The organism is Acinetobacter pragensis (assembly GCF_001605895.1).
In the GTDB taxonomy this organism is placed as follows: domain Bacteria; phylum Pseudomonadota; class Gammaproteobacteria; order Pseudomonadales; family Moraxellaceae; genus Acinetobacter; species Acinetobacter pragensis.
Genome location: NZ_LUAW01000034.1, coordinates 34,586 through 52,548, shown reverse-complemented (window position 1 = coordinate 52,548; position 17,963 = coordinate 34,586). Strand labels below are relative to the sequence as shown.

At 43.6% G+C, this 17,963-nt stretch carries 18 protein-coding genes; 7 read left to right on the top strand and 11 right to left on the bottom strand.

The annotated features are described in order from the left end of the window. Positions 1-27: 27 nt before the first annotated feature. From AZH43_RS13950 to AZH43_RS13935, 4 genes are all read right to left on the bottom strand, one after another. The gene (locus tag AZH43_RS13950; RefSeq protein ID WP_067670721.1) at positions 28-336 is read right to left on the bottom strand and encodes a hypothetical protein; all 309 of its coding nucleotides are present in this window, start codon (positions 334-336) and stop codon (positions 28-30) included. A 178-nt stretch (positions 337-514) separates the two neighbouring features. Continuing rightward, on the bottom strand, positions 515-1,834 hold the full coding sequence (locus tag AZH43_RS13945; protein ID WP_067670719.1) for an adenylosuccinate synthase: 1,320 nt from the start codon (positions 1,832-1,834) through the stop codon (positions 515-517). 84 nt (positions 1,835-1,918) lie between these two features. Continuing rightward, positions 1,919-3,085 (bottom strand): ATP phosphoribosyltransferase regulatory subunit, encoded by a 1,167-nt coding sequence (locus AZH43_RS13940; RefSeq protein WP_067670717.1) that lies wholly within the window; start codon positions 3,083-3,085, stop codon positions 1,919-1,921. Positions 3,086-3,531: 446 nt separating this feature from the next. Next, positions 3,532-3,987, bottom strand: coding sequence for an Lrp/AsnC family transcriptional regulator (locus AZH43_RS13935; RefSeq protein WP_067670715.1), 456 nt, complete (start codon positions 3,985-3,987; stop codon positions 3,532-3,534). Positions 3,988-4,134: 147 nt separating this feature from the next. Between AZH43_RS13935 and AZH43_RS13930 the strand changes: the two genes are divergently transcribed. Next, on the top strand, positions 4,135-4,881 hold the full coding sequence (locus tag AZH43_RS13930; RefSeq protein WP_067670713.1) for an AzlC family ABC transporter permease: 747 nt from the start codon (positions 4,135-4,137) through the stop codon (positions 4,879-4,881). Then, on the top strand, positions 4,878-5,177 hold the full coding sequence (locus AZH43_RS13925; RefSeq protein WP_067670711.1) for an AzlD family protein: 300 nt from the start codon (positions 4,878-4,880) through the stop codon (positions 5,175-5,177). Before AZH43_RS13930 ends, AZH43_RS13925 begins: the two co-directional genes overlap by 4 nt. 146 nt (positions 5,178-5,323) lie before the next feature. On the opposite strand, the gene AZH43_RS13920 is transcribed toward AZH43_RS13925, so the two are convergent. Beyond that, positions 5,324-5,623 (bottom strand): hypothetical protein, encoded by a 300-nt coding sequence (locus AZH43_RS13920; protein WP_067670709.1) that lies wholly within the window; start codon positions 5,621-5,623, stop codon positions 5,324-5,326. A 174-nt stretch (positions 5,624-5,797) separates the two neighbouring features. Further along, positions 5,798-6,820 (bottom strand): type I glyceraldehyde-3-phosphate dehydrogenase, encoded by a 1,023-nt coding sequence (locus tag AZH43_RS13915; protein WP_067670707.1) that lies wholly within the window; start codon positions 6,818-6,820, stop codon positions 5,798-5,800. Positions 6,821-7,151: 331 nt separating this feature from the next. Between AZH43_RS13915 and AZH43_RS13910 the strand changes: the two genes are divergently transcribed. The 4 genes from AZH43_RS13910 (at position 7,152) to csrA (ending at position 12,944) form a co-directional block, all read left to right on the top strand. Beyond that, positions 7,152-7,778, top strand: a complete 627-nt coding sequence (locus AZH43_RS13910) for a hypothetical protein (RefSeq protein ID WP_131796936.1) — start codon at positions 7,152-7,154, stop codon at positions 7,776-7,778. Between the two features lie 327 nt (positions 7,779-8,105). Then, the gene (gene alaS, locus AZH43_RS13905; RefSeq protein WP_171254475.1) at positions 8,106-10,799 is read left to right on the top strand and encodes an alanine--tRNA ligase; all 2,694 of its coding nucleotides are present in this window, start codon (positions 8,106-8,108) and stop codon (positions 10,797-10,799) included. 365 nt (positions 10,800-11,164) lie between these two features. Next, positions 11,165-12,445: an aspartate kinase gene (locus AZH43_RS13900; protein ID WP_067670700.1), complete on the top strand. Its 1,281-nt coding sequence runs from the start codon at positions 11,165-11,167 to the stop codon at positions 12,443-12,445. 244 nt (positions 12,446-12,689) lie between these two features. Further along, positions 12,690-12,944, top strand: a complete 255-nt coding sequence (gene csrA / locus AZH43_RS13895) for a carbon storage regulator CsrA (protein ID WP_067670698.1) — start codon at positions 12,690-12,692, stop codon at positions 12,942-12,944. A gap of 78 nt (positions 12,945-13,022) precedes the next feature. On the opposite strand, the gene rnhB is transcribed toward csrA, so the two are convergent. Both rnhB and AZH43_RS13885 read right to left on the bottom strand, forming a co-directional pair. Beyond that, positions 13,023-13,595 carry a ribonuclease HII gene (gene rnhB, locus AZH43_RS13890; RefSeq protein ID WP_067670696.1) on the bottom strand — a complete coding sequence of 191 codons (573 nt, stop codon included), beginning with the start codon at positions 13,593-13,595 and terminating at the stop codon, positions 13,023-13,025. Between the two features lie 163 nt (positions 13,596-13,758). Continuing rightward, entirely contained in the window at positions 13,759-14,154 is a 396-nt protein-coding gene (locus AZH43_RS13885) for a hypothetical protein (RefSeq protein WP_067670694.1), read from the bottom strand. Positions 14,155-14,366: 212 nt separating this feature from the next. Here AZH43_RS13885 and AZH43_RS13880 point away from each other — a divergent pair, with 212 nt between their 5' ends. Beyond that, positions 14,367-14,921, top strand: a complete 555-nt coding sequence (locus AZH43_RS13880) for a cytochrome b (RefSeq protein ID WP_067670692.1) — start codon at positions 14,367-14,369, stop codon at positions 14,919-14,921. Between the two features lie 118 nt (positions 14,922-15,039). Here AZH43_RS13880 and AZH43_RS13875 read toward each other — a convergent pair whose 3' ends face one another. The 3 genes from AZH43_RS13875 to AZH43_RS13865 all read right to left on the bottom strand — a co-directional run bounded on the left by AZH43_RS13875 (position 15,040) and on the right by AZH43_RS13865 (position 17,854). Continuing rightward, a complete protein-coding gene (locus AZH43_RS13875) occupies positions 15,040-15,390 on the bottom strand; it encodes a hypothetical protein (RefSeq protein WP_067670690.1) in 351 nt (116 codons plus the stop codon). Positions 15,391-15,462: 72 nt separating this feature from the next. Further along, positions 15,463-16,464 (bottom strand): adenosine deaminase, encoded by a 1,002-nt coding sequence (locus AZH43_RS13870; protein ID WP_067670688.1) that lies wholly within the window; start codon positions 16,462-16,464, stop codon positions 15,463-15,465. Between the two features lie 67 nt (positions 16,465-16,531). Beyond that, positions 16,532-17,854, bottom strand: a complete 1,323-nt coding sequence (locus tag AZH43_RS13865; protein WP_067670686.1) for an NCS2 family permease — start codon at positions 17,852-17,854, stop codon at positions 16,532-16,534. Between the last annotated feature and the right edge of the window lie 109 nt (positions 17,855-17,963).

Genomic DNA, 17,963 nt, shown 5'->3' with positions numbered 1-17,963 from the left:
TTATCATATGATTTATGTAAAATAGGTTTATCCAATGAACTGAATATACAGCCAGTAAATCAAACAGCAGGCATTTAAAAATAAATAGACTTTGCACAGCGGCTCAACTTTGGCCTCAACTGCCGCATTATTGCGTTTAAAAAACAGATAGGCATTTTGAATTAAAATAATAGGCACTAGAATGCAGGCAATAATGACTGACAGCCCGACCAGCGCTTTATAAATAATTTCTGGATTTTGCGTCTGCGCGCGAATGATCATCATGGCAATCGTCGGCGCTCCGCCCATTGCAAACAGCAATGAATAAAAAATCGTTCCGGAAATATACTTCTGCATCCTGCATTGCCTGAAAATTTAGGTAAAAGGCATTTTAGCAATTCCCTTTCTGCTGTACAGCAAACAGTACTGCAACTTTAGTCTTGATTTTTATCTATATACACCTGAATGCTTCCCTATCTGCATAAAAAAAGCCCCGCCTATGCGGAGCTTTTTCAACATCAGGATTCTAAGCGGATTAAGCTTGGAATGGATGACGTAAAATCATTGTTTCTTCACGGTCAGGACCAGTCGAAATGATGTCGATTGGGCATTCAATTAACTGCTCGATACGCTTAATGTAGTTAATCGCATTTTGCGGCAATTGATCTAAAGATTTTGCACCAAAAGTAGATTCAGACCAGCCTGGCATAGTTTCGTAGATTGGTTTTAAAGTTTCAAATGCAAGCGCATCAGAAGAACCGACACAGCCAGAATCTGCAGCTTCGTAACCTACACAGATTTTCACTTCTTCCAAGCCATCCAGAACGTCAAGCTTAGTCAAGCAAATGCCTGAAAGTGAGTTAACATCTACAGAACGGCGAAGAATTTCTGCATCGAACCAGCCACAGCGGCGCTGACGGCCAGTAGATGCGCCAAATTCTGAACCAATTGTACCCAAATGCTTACCGATTGCATCGCCAACATCATTCGCGGCATCGTAAACAAGTTCAGTTGGGAACGGACCCGCGCCTACACGAGTGGTGTACGCTTTGGTAATGCCAAGAACATAATCAAGGTGCAATGGACCAAGGCCTGAACCTGAGCTTACGCCGCCAGCTGTTGTATTTGAAGAAGTCACATACGGGTATGTGCCGTGGTCTACGTCAAGAAGTGAACCTTGCGCGCCTTCAAACATGATGTTGTCGCCGTTTTTACGGTAGTTGTGCAGCTCTGTTGTTACATCAATCACCAGCGGAGCAACGACTTTACGCCATTCATCACACAGCGCAACCACATCATCAACATTCACAGCTTCAACACCGAAGAATTGAGTCAACTGGAAGTTATGGTATTCAAGCAATTCTTCAAGCTGCGCTTTTAAATGATCGCCGCCGCGAACCAAGTCAGCTACGCGGATTGCACGGCGCGCTACTTTATCTTCGTACGCAGGGCCAATGCCGCGGCCTGTTGTACCAATTTTAGCATTGCCGCGTTTAATTTCACGCGCTTGGTCAAGCGCAATATGATGCGGCAAGATCAATGGACAGTTTGGAGAAATACGTAAACGCTCACGAACTGGCACACCTTCTTTTTCAAGGATGTCCATTTCTTTGATCAGCGCTTCAGGTGAAAGCACAACACCATTACCAATTAAGCACAGTACGTTTTCACGCAAAATGCCAGATGGAATGAGGTGTAATACAGTTTTCTTACCACCAACCACGAGAGTATGGCCAGCGTTGTGACCGCCTTGATAGCGAACAACTGCAGCCGCCTGATCTGTGAGCAGGTCGACGATCTTGCCTTTGCCTTCGTCGCCCCATTGGGTACCAAGTACCACAACATTCTTGCCCATAATAGCCTCATTACATCATGCTGTTAAAATTGAAAGTAAAGCTGAATGACATGAACATTCAGCCTTGCCATTAAATTGTTTCGACTAAACTGCTTCGACTTTCCACTCAGCGCCAGCATTCACCAATCGGTGAGTTGCATTCGGCACAGAGCTTAAATCATCATCACCAAGCAGCTGAATGACGCTTAAACCTTGTGCACGGACCTGCGCAATTGCTTCTAGCAATGCCTTATCTGTGCCTTTAGGCGCAACGACTTTCTGAATCTGCTTGAACTGCCCCGCGCTCAGCGCGTACAAGTCACAAGAGAAGCCTGTTGCTGGACGCGCACGCCCAAAGTGTTCACCGATACCGTCATAGCGGCCGCCTTGAGCCAGCGGCGCTGCCCGATTCGGCGCATATACTGCATACATTAAACCTGTGTGGTAGTGATATGAACGGAGTTCTACAACATCAATACCAATATGCAGCGCTGGCCAGCGGGATTGAATCTCTGACTGAGTTTGCTTAACTGCATCAAATGCTTGCTTAAACTCAAGATTTTCAAATATTTCAACACTTAAATTCGCTTGGAGCGCATCCAAGTCACTTGCATAACGCCCTAAATTATAAAAATCTGAACCGCATTTCAGGTCTTGAGTAAACTCTGCAAGTTCAGGCAAGGCTTTACGCTGATACATATCTGAAAGCTGACGCTCTGTCGCTTTAGATAAGCCCGCATGCTTCACCAGACTGCGGAATAAACCGACATGGCCTAAATCCAGATGAATGCTATCTGCCAGTCCTGATTTTTCAAGCAGGCCCAGCATCACATCGACCATTTCTACATCAGCGTCGATACTATCTGAACCAAATAATTCTGCACCCAGCTGCAGCGGGGCGCGTGTGGTATTAAAACCCTGAGGTTTCGTATGCAAAACCGTGCCAGCATAGCAATAACGCGCTACGCCTTCGACTGGATGTACATGCGCATCGATACGGGCCACTTGCGGTGTCATATCGGCACGCACACCAAGTAAACGGCCAGATAATTGGTCGATAACTTTAAAAGTGGCTAAGTCTAAATCTTGATTCGATTCTGAGAGAGAAGAAAGAGATTCGATGTATTCGATAAATGGCGTGTACACCAGCTGATAACCTCGAGTTGCGAGGAAATCCAATGCTTCACGGCGCAAAGCTTCAATTACTTGCGCTTGTTCTGGTAATACATCAGCTACACCATCAGGTAATAACCATGTCTCTGAAATGGGCATGTTGTAAACCTAAATACTTGTCAGCGCGGAAGTAATCCGCATAAAAAAATCGGGAACACACCCGATTTCTCATAGTCTATCACGTTCGATTTAGCCATGCATCAGACTTTTTTCAGATTTGTATATTTTTAAGGCCCGAATGTCTGCGATTTAAAAATCAAAGGAGTTAGATGCTTTTATTTTGGCAATTTTACATAAATTTATTGATGCAAAACCTTATTTTCAACCAATTGGTCAATTTAAATATGCAAAAACCTCCGTCGTGTACTATAGCTATAGAATGACAAGTATGCTGGCAGCTTGCTTAGCGAGCCAATTTAGCAAGATTTTCTTGTGACACTCCTGCCGTTGGAAAATGCTGTTGTGAAAAGCCCGTATCAAGATATCCGAGTGGTGGAGCTGAATAAATAGTGCGGATAAACCGTATTCATGATTACTGCATTTCGTCAACCCAAAGGCAATTCAGTGGTTTGTTTAATTTTTTGCAAAGGAATTTCAGTCTTTACGTTTTGAATACTGCTGATTTTGTTTAAGCGCTGAATTTGAAATTTACGGTAGGCATCCAAATCCGCCACCATAATTCGCAAGAAAAAATCACAATCCCCTGCCATTAACTGACATTCCACCACCTCATCCATGGACTGAATCGCATCTACAAATGCATTGACAGTTTTTTCATCCTGACCTTTTAGCCAAATACGGGCAAACACTGTCAATCCTAAGTTAATCTTCTGCGGATTCAGCAGCGCAACATATTTTTCAATAATGCCATCATCTTCCAGCTGTTTGACACGGCGAAGACAGGGTGATGGTGACAGCCCTACTTTTTGAGCCAGCTCGACATTCTGAAGCCGACCATTGCGCTGAATTTCCAGAAGTATTCTTTTATCAATATGATCCATCTTAAACCTCAGCATTTAATGCCAATATTTTATCCATATGCAGCATATTATGCCAAAAACAAATCCAGATAAATTAAATTCAGCGCCAAATGCCACAACGAAACTTTTACAATTGTTTTCTTTATGACTTATTGCTTGGAAAGCCTTATGTTGACCTTTCGGACCGATGCTGCTGATATCAAAACTTCTGATAGATTCTCAGAATTTAAACGCGGTCTGAAAACCTCCGTTCCACTGCTGTTAGGCATTATTCCCTTTGCCTTAGTGCTTGGCGCTCAAGCCACCAATAAAGGCTTGTCATTGCTTGAAGTTCCTTTATTGACCGGCTTAAACTTCGCTGGCGGCTCTGAATTTGCCATTTTAGAAGTATGGAGCAACCCGCCAAACATCATCATGCTGATCTTCATTACCTTTTTAGTGAACAGCCGGCATTTGCTGATGGGTGCAAGCTTGGCGCCATACTTACGGCACCTGCCCAATAAAACTGCATTTACAGCGCTGTTTTTTATGGTGGATGAAAGCTGGGCAGTCAGCCTAGCCGATGCACAGAAAAAACAGCCCTATTTAGGCTATCAGCGCGCGTTCAGCATGCTGTTCTATGCAGGGCTATGTTTTGCGCTTTACATCATGTGGGTAGGTTTTACAACGCTAGGCGCAATGATTGGGCCTGTTTTGGGTGATGTCAGCCGTTTTGGCTTTGACATGGCATTTCCAGCGGTCTTTTTAGTGTTATTGCGCGGCATGTGGAAAGGCGTCCGCGCTGCCCGGCCATGGCTGATCAGCTTAATTGCGGCGGCATTCGCTTATTTATACCTGCCGTCTGGCTGGTACGTTCCAATTGGCGCCATCAGCGGCATTGTTTCTGCGGTATTTTTAACTGGAGATGATGCATGATTCACTCGACTACACTCATTGCCATTATTTTCATTGCCGCCACGACCTATCTCACGCGAATTCTTGGCTATGTCTTACTGAAAAATAAAACCCTCAGCAATAAACAGCGACAAATTTTGGAAGTTGTGCCGGGCTGTGTGCTGATTTCTGTCATTGCGCCCTATTTTGTTCAAGACAATCCTGCAGATATGCTTGCCATTGTCATTACCTTGCTGGCTGCAGCACGTTTTTCTTTACTGCCCACTGTTGCCATCAGCATGGCTTCTGCAGCGTTGCTGCGCTTAGCGCTGACTTAATTTTTACACTTTATCGGCATGTTTCTTTTAATTAGTCTGCGCTGTTCTTTTGCGCAAAGCAGGATGCCCTTTGACAGCAATTGCTCAGAAGGAATCCTAATGAAAAGTGCAAAGCTTCATTCACGGATGAAGCTCTGCATGGCCAATCACTCTTTTGGCGTCATCACTTTGGTCAATAAATTGACCAGCTCGGCATTTTGCAGTTCGACCTGCTGCAGCTTATGAGAGGTTTGATCCATTGCTTCCTGCTGAACATGCATTTTCTTGGCCAAGTCCTGCATAATTTCTAAGGTCTTCTTCAAATTCGCTTCCAAATGGACAATTTTTTCTTCCAATTGAAAATTAGCTTGAACTTCAGCATTATCATCTTGATTTTTAAACTGCAACCAAATCAGAAAAATAACGGCCATTGAAAGTAAAAAGATAAATGCCCACAGTAAAATCATCAGTCTTGCTCTTTTTAATCATTTATTTGCTTCATCTTACCTAATTTTTAAAATGTTTTTTAGAAAAAACAGTGATTTCCTCACTTTTATGATTAACCGTGCAATCCAAGCGCTTTATTCTTTAAATAAAAATAAAGCGCCCAAAGGCGCCTTCAATGCATATAGCAAACACTGCTATGCAAAGGATTCGCATAAATCCAGCAGGCGGTTGGCATAGCCCCACTCATTATCATACCAAGCAAAGACTTTGGCCTGCCGTCCGACTGTCATGGTTTGCCCTAAGTCCACAACCAAAGAATAAGGAGAATGGTTAAAATCACTCGAAACCAGCGGTTCGTCTGTCACCGACATAATTGAGGCATAATCTTGCGCGGCGGATTTCACCAAAACCTCATTGATGCTATGCACAGTTATCGGCGACTGAGAGATAAAGGTCAGATCGATGGCCGCTACATTAATGGTCGGAACACGGATTGAAAACCCATCAATACGGTTTTCCATTTTCGGCATAACGCGTTTTAAGGCGCCTAAAGCAGACGATGTCGTTGGAATAATATTCTGACCCGATGCTCGGGCACGCCGCAAATCACGGTGCGCATGATCCAGCACCGACTGATCCGCAGTCACGGCATGAATTTCAGTCATGAGCGCAGATTCTATGCCAAAAGCATCATCAATAATTTTCACCAATGGTACTAAAGCCTGCGTGGTGCACGATACGCTGGAAATGATCTGATCCGCAGCTTTGACTTCATGATGATTAACACCATACACAATCGCGGCATCAACACTGTCAAATGGCGCTGCGCCAATGATCACGCGTTTTGCCCCTGCAGCAATATGCTGTGTCGCCGCTTCCCGCGAACGGAATAAGCCCGTACATTCCAGCACGACATCAATATTCAGCTCTTGCCAAGGCAACTGTGAAGGCTCAGCGCTGCGCAGCACTTGCACCCTTAACGCCGAATCTCCCGCTTGAATCTTTAAATACTGCTTGCCTTCATCTGCATCAATTTCTGCAGTGCCGTGAAAGCGGCCATGGGCAGAATCGTATTTAAATAAATGCAGTAAGGTTTCAATGTCTGCAATATCATTAATGGCAATAATTTCAAAATGAAACTGCTTTGGATTTTCAAACCACGCGCGAAGCACATTACGCCCAATTCGGCCAAACCCATTGATTGCCACTCGCTGCATGACTTATCCTTCATTTTGAAACAATTAAAAAGCGCCTATATATTAATGGATTTCTATTATCAACCGTTATCATTAATTCATTTAAGGCTTATTTGGCAGTATTTTTATTTTTAATAAAAAAGAGATGAACAATGAAAAAAAGAAACCTTATTCCAAGATTAGGGCTGCAAAGAATTGCACACAACGTTGAAGCTCCAACTTTCAGCACCCTTAATCATTGGTACAGCCACCTATTCCAGTTTTAGTTCTGCCGGTATGTTTCAACCTTGCTCTGCCGCCGAGCTTCAAAAATCCAAACAAAATCAGCGACCACGTCTGCAAAAAAAGTTCGGTGCAAACGGAAGAACCCGTATTTTTTGACTGCATGTACGTGCAGCAGAATAAATCTATTCTTACGCTAAGCGGCCGCCCTATTGGCACAATCCAAAATAATGCAGGCAATTACGATTTAACCACCACTTTGCTTCACCCAACAACACTAAAAATATTGAATCAATTTCAACCCGTTAAACAAATCGTTCCTGCGAGTCGTTTGGATGCCATTAAATTTGATAGAAACCCCTATTCTCCACAACAGGATTTAGTGGGGATTGCAATTTATCAATCACATATCGGCGGGATAAATTCATCCAGACGTTTGCTCAACCTGTATTCGACCAACCAACAGAGCAGTATTAAACAAGTTTTAAATGGGCTTATGACCAATTATCAAAGCAGCACTTCAAATAATAACTGTGATGACTGGAATACAGTTGAATTGAAGCGTACGATTCATTTAACAGGAAAAAATAAAAATCAGCTCCCTATTTTACGCATTAAAGAACACATAATTGATAACGATTACGACCAAAAATCATGCCATGCTGAAATTTCAAAACATCAAAAAACGTATCAAATCCAATTCAATGGCACAGATTATCCAATACAACAGATCACGAAAAATGACTTGGAATATTAATATTCACACGCAATTTATTTTTGCAAAATACAAATAAATTTGAATATCAAAACCAGTCAAATGGCGCTGAGTGGCCAATGTAAAAATGCAAAACAATCCGAAATAAAAATTAATCAAAAATTTGACAATTTTCAGAGAAATGCATGAATTCAGATGAATTGTATAAAAAGTCATAGAGATAACTGAAAATCATTGGTCGCAGTGGCTTTTTCCGTTATAATTTGTCGTTTTAAAATTTTAAGCCAGTATCTCAAGCCAGCTTTATCTATATGTAAGACTTGCTTGACATGCTATTAGCCAAATTCAAGATTTATGGAGTGACTTGGTGTGAGTACTCGTTTTATGACATCAGCTGAAATTCGCGAAGCTTTTTTAAGCTATTTTGAATCGCAAGGGCATACACGTGTCGCGTCGAGTTCTCTGGTTCCTGCCAACGACCCAACATTATTATTTACAAATGCTGGTATGAACCAGTTCAAAGACTGCTTCCTCGGTCTAGAAAAACGTGATTATGTCCGCGCAACAAGTTCACAAAAATGCGTACGCGCAGGCGGCAAGCACAACGACTTAGATAACGTCGGCTACACAGCGCGCCATCACACATTCTTTGAAATGCTGGGCAACTTCTCCTTTGGGGATTACTTCAAACGCGATGCGATTAAATTCGCGTGGGAGTTCTTAACTGGCGACAACTGGCTTGCGCTGCCAAAAGATAAACTCTATGCCACTGTTTACCATACAGATGACGAAGCATTTGATATTTGGAACAAAGAAATTGGCCTAGATGCCAGCCGTATTATCCGTATTGGCGATAACAAAGGCGAAAAATACGCTTCCGATAACTTCTGGGCTATGGGTGATACTGGCCCTTGCGGCCCTTGTTCTGAAATTTTCTTTGACCACGGCGACCACATTTGGGGCGGCCTGCCGGGCACTCCTGAAGAAGACGGCGACCGTTTCATTGAAATCTGGAACAACGTATTCATGCAGTTCAACCGTACTGCTGATGGCGTATTGCATGCTCTGCCTGCACCTTCTGTCGATACCGGCATGGGCTTAGAGCGAATTTCTGCAGTTTTACAGCATGTCAACTCAAACTATGAAATTGACCTGTTCCAAAACCTATTAAAAGATGCTGCTGACATTATTGGTCTGGATACGGCTGAAATTGATGCAAAAGCCAAAGAAGCCAACAAGCCCGTAGACTACCCTGCTTCACTGAAAGTCGTTGCTGACCATGCGCGTTCATGCTGCTTCTTAATTGCAGACGGCGTAAACCCTTCAAACGAAGGCCGCGGCTATGTGCTTCGCCGCATCATCCGCCGCGCAGTGCGTCATGGCAATAAATTAGGCGCAACAGGCTCTTTCTTCCACAAAATGCTGCAGCCTTTAATTGCTGTGATGGGTGAAGCCTATCCTGAACTTGAAGCGCAAAAGGCCCGTATTGAAGCCCAGCTGCTGAAAGAAGAAGAACAATTTGCAAAAACACTTGAGCAAGGACTGAAATTGCTTGAAGGTGAACTTGCAAATCTGAAAGGTTCAGTTATTCCGGGCGCAGTAGTGTTTAAGCTGTATGACACTTACGGCTTCCCTGCTGACTTAACTGCTGATATTGCGCGTGAGCGTGAATTGACTATTGATGAAGCTGGCTTTGAAGTCGAAATGGCTGCTCAGCGCCAACGCGCGCGCGATGCAGGTAAATTCGCAATCGACTACAACTCAATTGTAAAAGTTGATGGCGAAACTCAATTCGATGGCTATGAAGCGACAGACGGCCAAGGTCAAATTATCGCAATCTATAAAGATGGCGAACAGGTCGATGAAGTTGCTGAAGGCGATGAAGCGCTGATTGTATTGAACCAGACTCCTTTCTACGCAGAAAGCGGCGGTCAAGTCGGCGATACAGGTATCTTCAAAAACGAAACAGGTATTTTTGAAGTTCAAGATACCAAAAAATCCGGCGGTGCATTCGTCCACCAAGGCATTGTGACCATGGGCAGCTTAAAAGCGGCTCAAGCTGTAGAAGCGATTGTCAAAGCGGATATCCGTGCAGCCACTGCACGTAACCACTCTGCAACCCACCTTCTGCATGCCGCTTTACGTCAAGTTTTAGGTTCGCATGTACAGCAAAAAGGTTCATTGGTTGCAAGTGAACTTTTACGTTTCGACTTTGCCAATGACCAGCCTGTAACTTTTGAACAGCTTCAAGAAATTGAGCGTATCGTCAACCGCGAAGTGATTGCAAACACAGCAGTTTCCACAGAACTTTTAGACATCGAAGCGGCTAAAGAAAAAGGCGCGATGATGCTGTTCGGTGAAAAATACGGTGATGAAGTACGTGTATTGTCTATGGGTTCAATCATTGAAGATAAAAACTTCTCAATTGAGCTATGCGGCGGTATTCACGTGAAACGCACGGGTGACATCGGCCTATTCAAAATCACCTCTGAAGGCGGTGTGGCAGCCGGCATTCGCCGTATTGAAGCAGTAACAGGCACTAAGGCTGTTGAAGCATCTCAAAAAGCGGATCGCGATATTCACGCAATTAATGATTTGCTCAAAGCGCAGAAAGATCAAACCCTAGAAAAGGTTGAATCTTTAGCTCATACAGCTTCTAGCCTGCAAAAACAAATTGAACAATTGAATCAAAAATTAGCAAGCTTCCAAGCAGCTGAATTATTAAGTCAAGTTCAAACAATTGCGGGCCGTCAAACGCTGATTACCACTGTTCAAGGTGTTGATGCAAAATCACTGCGCAACCTGCACGACGGTGTTAAATCTAAATTAGACAATGCTGTGATTGTCATCGCGGCTGTTGATGCTGACAAAGTCAGCCTCATTGCCTCTGTTGCCAAAGAATACACTTCAGCGGTTAAAGCCGGCGACATCATCAAGCATCTGGGTCAAGAACTTGGCGGTAAAGGCGGCGGCAAGCCAGATATGGCTCAAGGCGGCGCACCATACAGCGACAAGCTTGCGCCTGTTATGGCAAGCGTAGCTGCTTGGCTTGAACAGAAATAAGTCAAACTGCAAGTCACTCAAGGTAAAAGCTGGTCATATTATTGGCTTTTGCCTTAGCCAGTTCAGCCTGCCAATTCTGTTTTAAACAGCGCGGCGCTGAACAGCACAGCTTTAAGCAGATGCCGAAAATATATGGCGCTGCAAACAATATTTATGCTGAAATCACACAATGACAGCCGCTGAATAATCAAGATGAAGTCTGATTACTGTTTTTTGAAGGTGTCAGGCACAAAGTATCCCGATAAATTGCAATCTGAATTGCAATTTAGGAGCTGCGTGGTATTTTGGAGCTGCTCAATACAGTTCGCTTCAAATATGTGTAAGTGCTTTAAGTCGTTAGACTTATTTACTTGGTAAGGATAGTTATGGCATTAATCGTTCAAAAATATGGCGGTACCTCAATGGGTACTCCAGAGCGCATTTTAAATGTTGCTCGTCGTGTAAAGCGCTGGCATGATCACGGCCACAAGGTCGTAGTTGTAGTTTCAGCAATGAGTGGCGAAACCAATCGCCTGCTTGCTTTAGCGAAAGCCATTACGGACACCCCTGACCCTCGTGAATTAGACCAGATGGTCTCTACAGGTGAACAGGTAACGATTTCGATGTTGGCAATGGCGCTGAATTCAATTGGCGTAGAAGCTAAATCATTAACAGGCCGTCAAGTTGGCATTAAAACCGACAACGCCTTTACCAAAGCACGTATTGAATCTATCGATACAGATGTCATGACTGCGCACTTAGACGCAGGCCGTGTCATTGTTGTTGCCGGCTTCCAAGGCTTTGATGCTGAAGGCAATACAACAACACTAGGCCGCGGCGGCTCTGATACTTCAGGCGTAGCGCTGGCTGCTGCACTAAAAGCAGATGAATGCCAAATTTACACAGATGTAGACGGTGTTTATACCACCGATCCGCGCGTTGCTCCAAAAGCAAAGAAAGTAGACCGCATTTCATTTGAAGAAATGCTGGAAATGGCATCACTTGGTTCTAAAGTTCTGCAAATCCGTTCTGTAGAATTTGCTGGAAAATACCAAGTGCCTTTACGCGTATTATCAAGTTTTGATAATGACGATGATGGCGCATTCGACGATAATTTCAAACAAAACGTCGGAACACTGATCACCACTGAAGCGGAAGACAACATGGAACAACCAATTATCTCAGGTATCGCGTTTAACCGTGACGAAGCAAAATTAACGATTTTAGGTGTTCCTGATGAACCGGGCATTGCGTCTAAAATCCTCTCTCCGATTGGCGCTGCCAACATCGAAGTAGACATGATTATTCAAAACGTTGAAGAAGACGGCACCACTGACTTCACGTTTACAGTAAACCGCGGTGAGTTAGCGAAAGCTAAAGCGATTCTAGAAGCGACAGCCAAAGCAATTGGCGCACGCGAAGTCGCTACCCGCGATGACATCGTAAAAGTATCTATTGTTGGCGTAGGCATGCGCTCACATGCAGGCGTCGCAAGCAAAATGTTTACGGCATTGGCTGATGAAGGCATTAATATTTTAATGATCTCGACTTCTGAAATTAAAATTTCAGTGATCATTGAAGAAAATTATTTAGAACTTGCTGTCCGCACACTGCATACAGCCTTTGGCCTAGACCGTGAACACGGCGAGTCAAGTGTACGTGCGTAAATAATGTGTCATCAATTGTCATTGTTAGACAGTTTTTGAAAAACATTACAAATAAAGCAGAGCCACTATAGTTTTTCGTATAGTGGCTCTGCTATATTAAGCCTGAGGATTTTTAGAAAATTTATTAAAATTAAATCTGTAACCACGATAGTTACTATAATTTAATAAATTTTCTTTGCTTTTTCAGGTTGTGATTTTACATTCTAGATCAATTGCAGGTTTAGCGTTTTGCAAGGAGATAAACATGCTGATTCTGACTCGACGTGTCGGAGAAACATTGATGATTGGGGACCAAGTCAGCGTGACTGTTCTTGGCGTTAAAGGCAATCAAGTGCGTATAGGCGTAAATGCTCCAAAAGAAGTATCCGTTCATCGTGAAGAAATTTACCAACGTATTCAACATGAACGCGCTATGCACGAACATCTTCAACATCTCGATCAAGATTATCAGCCTTCTTTTGAAGATGATAATCTGTCACAGAACAACTTTAATCGCTAATATTAAAGTTAGAAGTGAAAGTAAAGCGGCTATTCAGCCGCTTTAAGTTTTTTATATACCTAATAAATGAGGCATATCTTAATTTCCCTGCTCTAACGCTTTACGGACGGGCCCAAAACTTCTGCGGTGCTCTGAAATCACCCCATGTTCTGCAATCGCCTCGAAATGCGCTTTGGTTGGATAGCCCTTGTGCTTGGCAAAGCCATACTGCGGATAGAGCGTATCCAATGCAACCATCTCACGATCCCGGCTAACCTTGGCCAAAATACTGGCTGCAGAAATTTCGGGATGTATCGCATCTCCGCCAATCACAGCATCACAGCTCATGCTTAGGCCTTGCGGCACTTTATTGCCGTCCACCAGCAAATGTTCGGGCTGAACTTCAAGTTTTTCGACAGCGCGGCGCATGGCCAGCAAAGATGCCTGCAAAATATTGTATTCGTCAATTTCAGCAGCAGAACATTCAGCAATCGCCCATGCCAAGGCTTTTTCCTGAATTTCCACAAACAGTTTTTCACGTTTTTTTTCTGTCAGTTTTTTTGAGTCATTTAAACCCTCAATCGGATTATTCGGATCCAATATAACTGCCGCAGCCACCACAGAACCAACCAATGGCCCGCGCCCCGCTTCATCAGCACCTGCAATTTTCATCTTATTTACCTATTCATTTGCAAAAAAATAGGCCGAACTTCTGCCAGCCTATTTCTATATCATCTCTCACCATTCAGTGATTTCTGAATAATGACAATTGAACCGCGAAACAATTAAATTGCCTCGCGCATAATGCCCGTTTTTCACTCAGGCATTTCAATGCTTAGCTTACAGCTTCTTGTACACAGGCATTAATTGTTTTAGAAACCACATTGCTTACAATTGTAGCACGCGCGTTCGGGTCCAGCGCAGCTGTCGCCAAATCTACAGCGGTTACACTTTCAGGCGCTTTTTCACTCACGCAGCCGCAAATTTCAGATTGAATATTTTGCTGCTGAGTAGAAGTCATTACTTTAGTTGCGGTTTTCCAAGCAGGAAGGGTATTCAGCTCTGTAGTGCATTTTGCATTAATAGCAATTTTAATTGCAGTCATACCCAGCTGCTGTGTTGCTGACTGCGCGGTTCCTGCAGAAGATGCGGTTCCAGTCGATGTGCCTGTTGCAGTGCACGCTGAAAGAACAAGTGCTAAAGGCGCCATAGCAGCAAGAAGTTTTTTCACAATTTGTTCCTTAATGTATTTATAAAATTCGGCAGGCTATTTTGCCCAAAGACGAAAAATTAAGAAATAGCCAATATACAAATACACCGCGAATGTACATTAATAAAACACTACTGAGCGTTGCAGATTTTCAACGCTATGTTCCTAAATTTCACTTTTTTTAAAGTCCGAGATAAAATAGCATGCATCAACCTAAAATAGCTTGATGCAAAATGAAAAATACAACTGGATACTACACGCGTACAGCGCAGCTGCTGCACTGGCTGATGGCGATTATTTTTATCGCCGCATGGCTTATCGGCTTTTACAGCGGTAATTTTTTAAGCTACGAAACCGACGGCAGTTTCAAAGGCCAAGTCATCACCCTGCATAAAAACATAGCAACAACCATCATCTTTTTAGTGATCATTCGAATTTTCTGGCGGTATACGCATCCCGCGCCTGAACTGCCGGACAGCATGTCCCCGCTGATGAAAAAACTGGCGCATTTGGGTCATTTAGCATTGTATTTAGTGCTGCTGGCACTGCCAATTACAGGCTGCTTATTCAGCTGGAGCGCAGGACACCCAGCGCCTGTGCTGTATTTATTTGATATACCGCGCTTAGTACAGGAAGATTCGGACATTTTGGCTGTGGTCAAGCCGCTGCATATTTACATTTCATGGGCAGCCGGCTTATTGCTCGCGGGGCATATCTTAGCCGCGCTGAAACATCATTTTATTGATAAGGACAATGTCTTAAAAAGCATGATTCGCCAAGGAAAATAACATTTTCTCTGTCAGCACAATGCGATAAATATTTGACATCGCTATTCTACATCTACAGACTTTGACCCATAAATATCAGCAATCCAGCTGAAAAGATAAAAGCGCTCATGAAGCGCTTTTATCTTTTCAGCTGGATGACACAGCCTTTAACGGTATTCAGCACGGCTTTATGAATCAGCTGATTCTTTGCTTCCGTACTGACAGCAGCATGCGCCAGTTCAGCCGCAGGCACTTCATTTAATGCATTCTCTCCCACACAGCTGCAAACCTCCTGCTGAAACTGCTGCTTATTGCGCTCAGTCATTAAAAATGTAGAAGCTTTCCATAAGTTAGAGTCTTTCAATTCCATACTGCATTGATGCTCAATGACCGGTTTCAGCATTTTCTGCACAGCTGATTGCCCTGCCTGTACTTGCGCGAAACAGCTGACAGCGCTGGCCATAACCGCAGTTTTCAAAATGGTTTTCATTATTTATATTCAATCTGTCCGATAATTTAAAATAAAAAAGGCAGCCTGTGCTGCCTTTTTTCAGCTCAGCAATTACTGTAAATTTTCAATCTGCAGTTTCCATTTCTGCTTTTCTTCAGCAGAAATAAACGATGCTTCAAAAGAATTCACTGCCAGCTGTTTCAGCTCTTCATTGCTTAAATCCAAGGCCTCTGCAACCGCAATGAAATTATCATTCATATAACCGCCAAAGTACGACGGGTCATCAGAGTTCACCGTAACATGCACACCCTGCTGCAGCAGGCGGCGGATATTATGTTCCGCCATGTCATTGACCACGCACAGCTTTAAATTACTGAGCGGACAGACTGTTAACGGCATTTTTTCTGCAATGAGGCGCTGCATAAGCTTCGGATCTTCCTCTGAACGTACACCGTGATCAATACGGTTTACTTTCAGCAAATCCAATGCTTCCCACACATATTCTGCTGGCCCTTCTTCTCCGGCATGCGCGACAAGCAAAAAGCCCTGTTCGCGCGCCTTGGCAAAAACACGCTCAAACTTTGCCGGCGGATGTCCCATCTCACTGGAATCCAGACCGACACCGATGATTTGATTTTTAAATGGAAGCGCCTGCTCTAAAGTCTCAAAAGCCGCTTCTTCACTTAAATGCCGCAGGAAACACATGATCAGCTTTGAGCTGATGCCCAGTTTGGCTTGCGCATCATCACAGGCGCGCTGAAGGCCATTAATCACGGTTTCAAACTTAATTCCTCGATCTGTGTGTGTTTGCGGATCAAAGAACATTTCTGTATGCACTACATTGTCTTCGGCGCATTTTTCAAAGTATGCCCAAGCCAAATCATAAAAATCCTGCTCATGAATCAGCACATTCGCGCCAGCATAATAAATGTCCAGGAAAGACTGTAAATTATGAAAGTTGTACGCCTGTCTAACTTCTTCTACAGATTGATAAGGGATTGCAATTTGATTGCGCTGCGCAATTTCAAACATCAATTCAGGTTCAAAAGTGCCTTCAATATGCACATGCAGCTCTGCTTTCGGCAAAGCGCGAATCAGCTCAAGTTGATCCATCTCTTATCCTCATAAAAATAAAAAAAGGGTGCAAACTGAGTTTACACCCTTTGATCTGTCTGGAAAATTAACCGCCAAACATCGCAAATTTTAATGCCCAAAGCGCAGCAATAATCCACACCATATACGGTACAGTTTTCGCTTTGCCTGTAAACAGCTTAATCAATGCATAGCTAATAAAGCCCATTGCAATACCGTCAGCAATTGAATACGCAAATGGCATAAAGATGATGGTTAAAAAAGCAGGTACAGCTTCTGTAATATCATCCCATTCAATATGCACAATTCCCTGAATCATCAGCACACCAACAAACAGCAATGCTGGCGCAGTTGCAAAACCAGGCACAGACTGCGCTAATGGCGCCAAGAATAAACATAGAACAAACAGTACGGCTACGACTACTGCAGTTAAGCCGGTACGACCGCCTGCAGCTACACCAGCTGAAGATTCAATATACGGTGTAGTAGAAGATGTTCCCAATGCAGCGCCGGCAACAATAGCTGTTGAATCTGCAAATAGCGCCTTTTTCAAACGCGGCAATTTGCCGTCTTTTAACAAGCCGGCACGGTGTGAAACCCCAACCAATGTCCCTGTAGAGTCAAATAAATCAACCAGGAAGAATACAAAGATCACGCCAATCAAGCTGGCTTCAAACAAGCCGGAAAAATCCATTTGCATAAATGTCGGAGCAATGGAAGGAATTTCTCCCACAATGCCTTGGAACTGGTTATAGCCCAAAACAGTTGCGATTGCAGTTACCGCCAAAATACTGATAATAATTGAACCGCGTACTTTGAACTGGTGCATGATGACAATCAGTAAAAAGCCAAACAGCGCCAAAATGACCGAAGGCTGGCTCAGATCACCCAAACCGACCAAAGTGGCATCATTTTTAACAATAATGCCCGAATTTTTCAGCGCAACCAGCGCTAGGAATAAGCCAATACCGCCGCCAATCGCCAGTTTGAGCGACATTGGAATTGCATTGACAATCGCTTCTCGGATTTTAAACATGCTGATGGCGATAAATACCAAGCCTGATACAAAAACCGCAGCCAACGCAGTTTGCCAAGGCACGCCCATGCCTAAACATACCGAGTAGGTAAAGTAGGCGTTTAAGCCCATACCGGGTGCCAGCGCAATAGGATAGTTCGCCACTAAACCCATGACTAAACAGCCGATTGCCGCTGCAAGGCAAGTTGCAACAAAGACAGCCCCATGATCCATGCCCGTTTCGGACAAAATCATCGGATTGACAATAATGATGTAACACATCGTAAGGAATGTTGTTACACCGGCTAACACCTCTGTTTTAAAGCTGGTTTTATTTTCACTCAGCTTAAACAGTCGTTCCAGTATATTTTCTGAAGATGGATTAGGAGTCGTCATGACCTGCCCCTATTGAGTAAACTTTATGCCCTAAGCACTCCACAAAATTAATCACAAGAAAAGCATCATTAATTTTGTCGATGTTCTAGCAATCTGTATGCCAGCATTT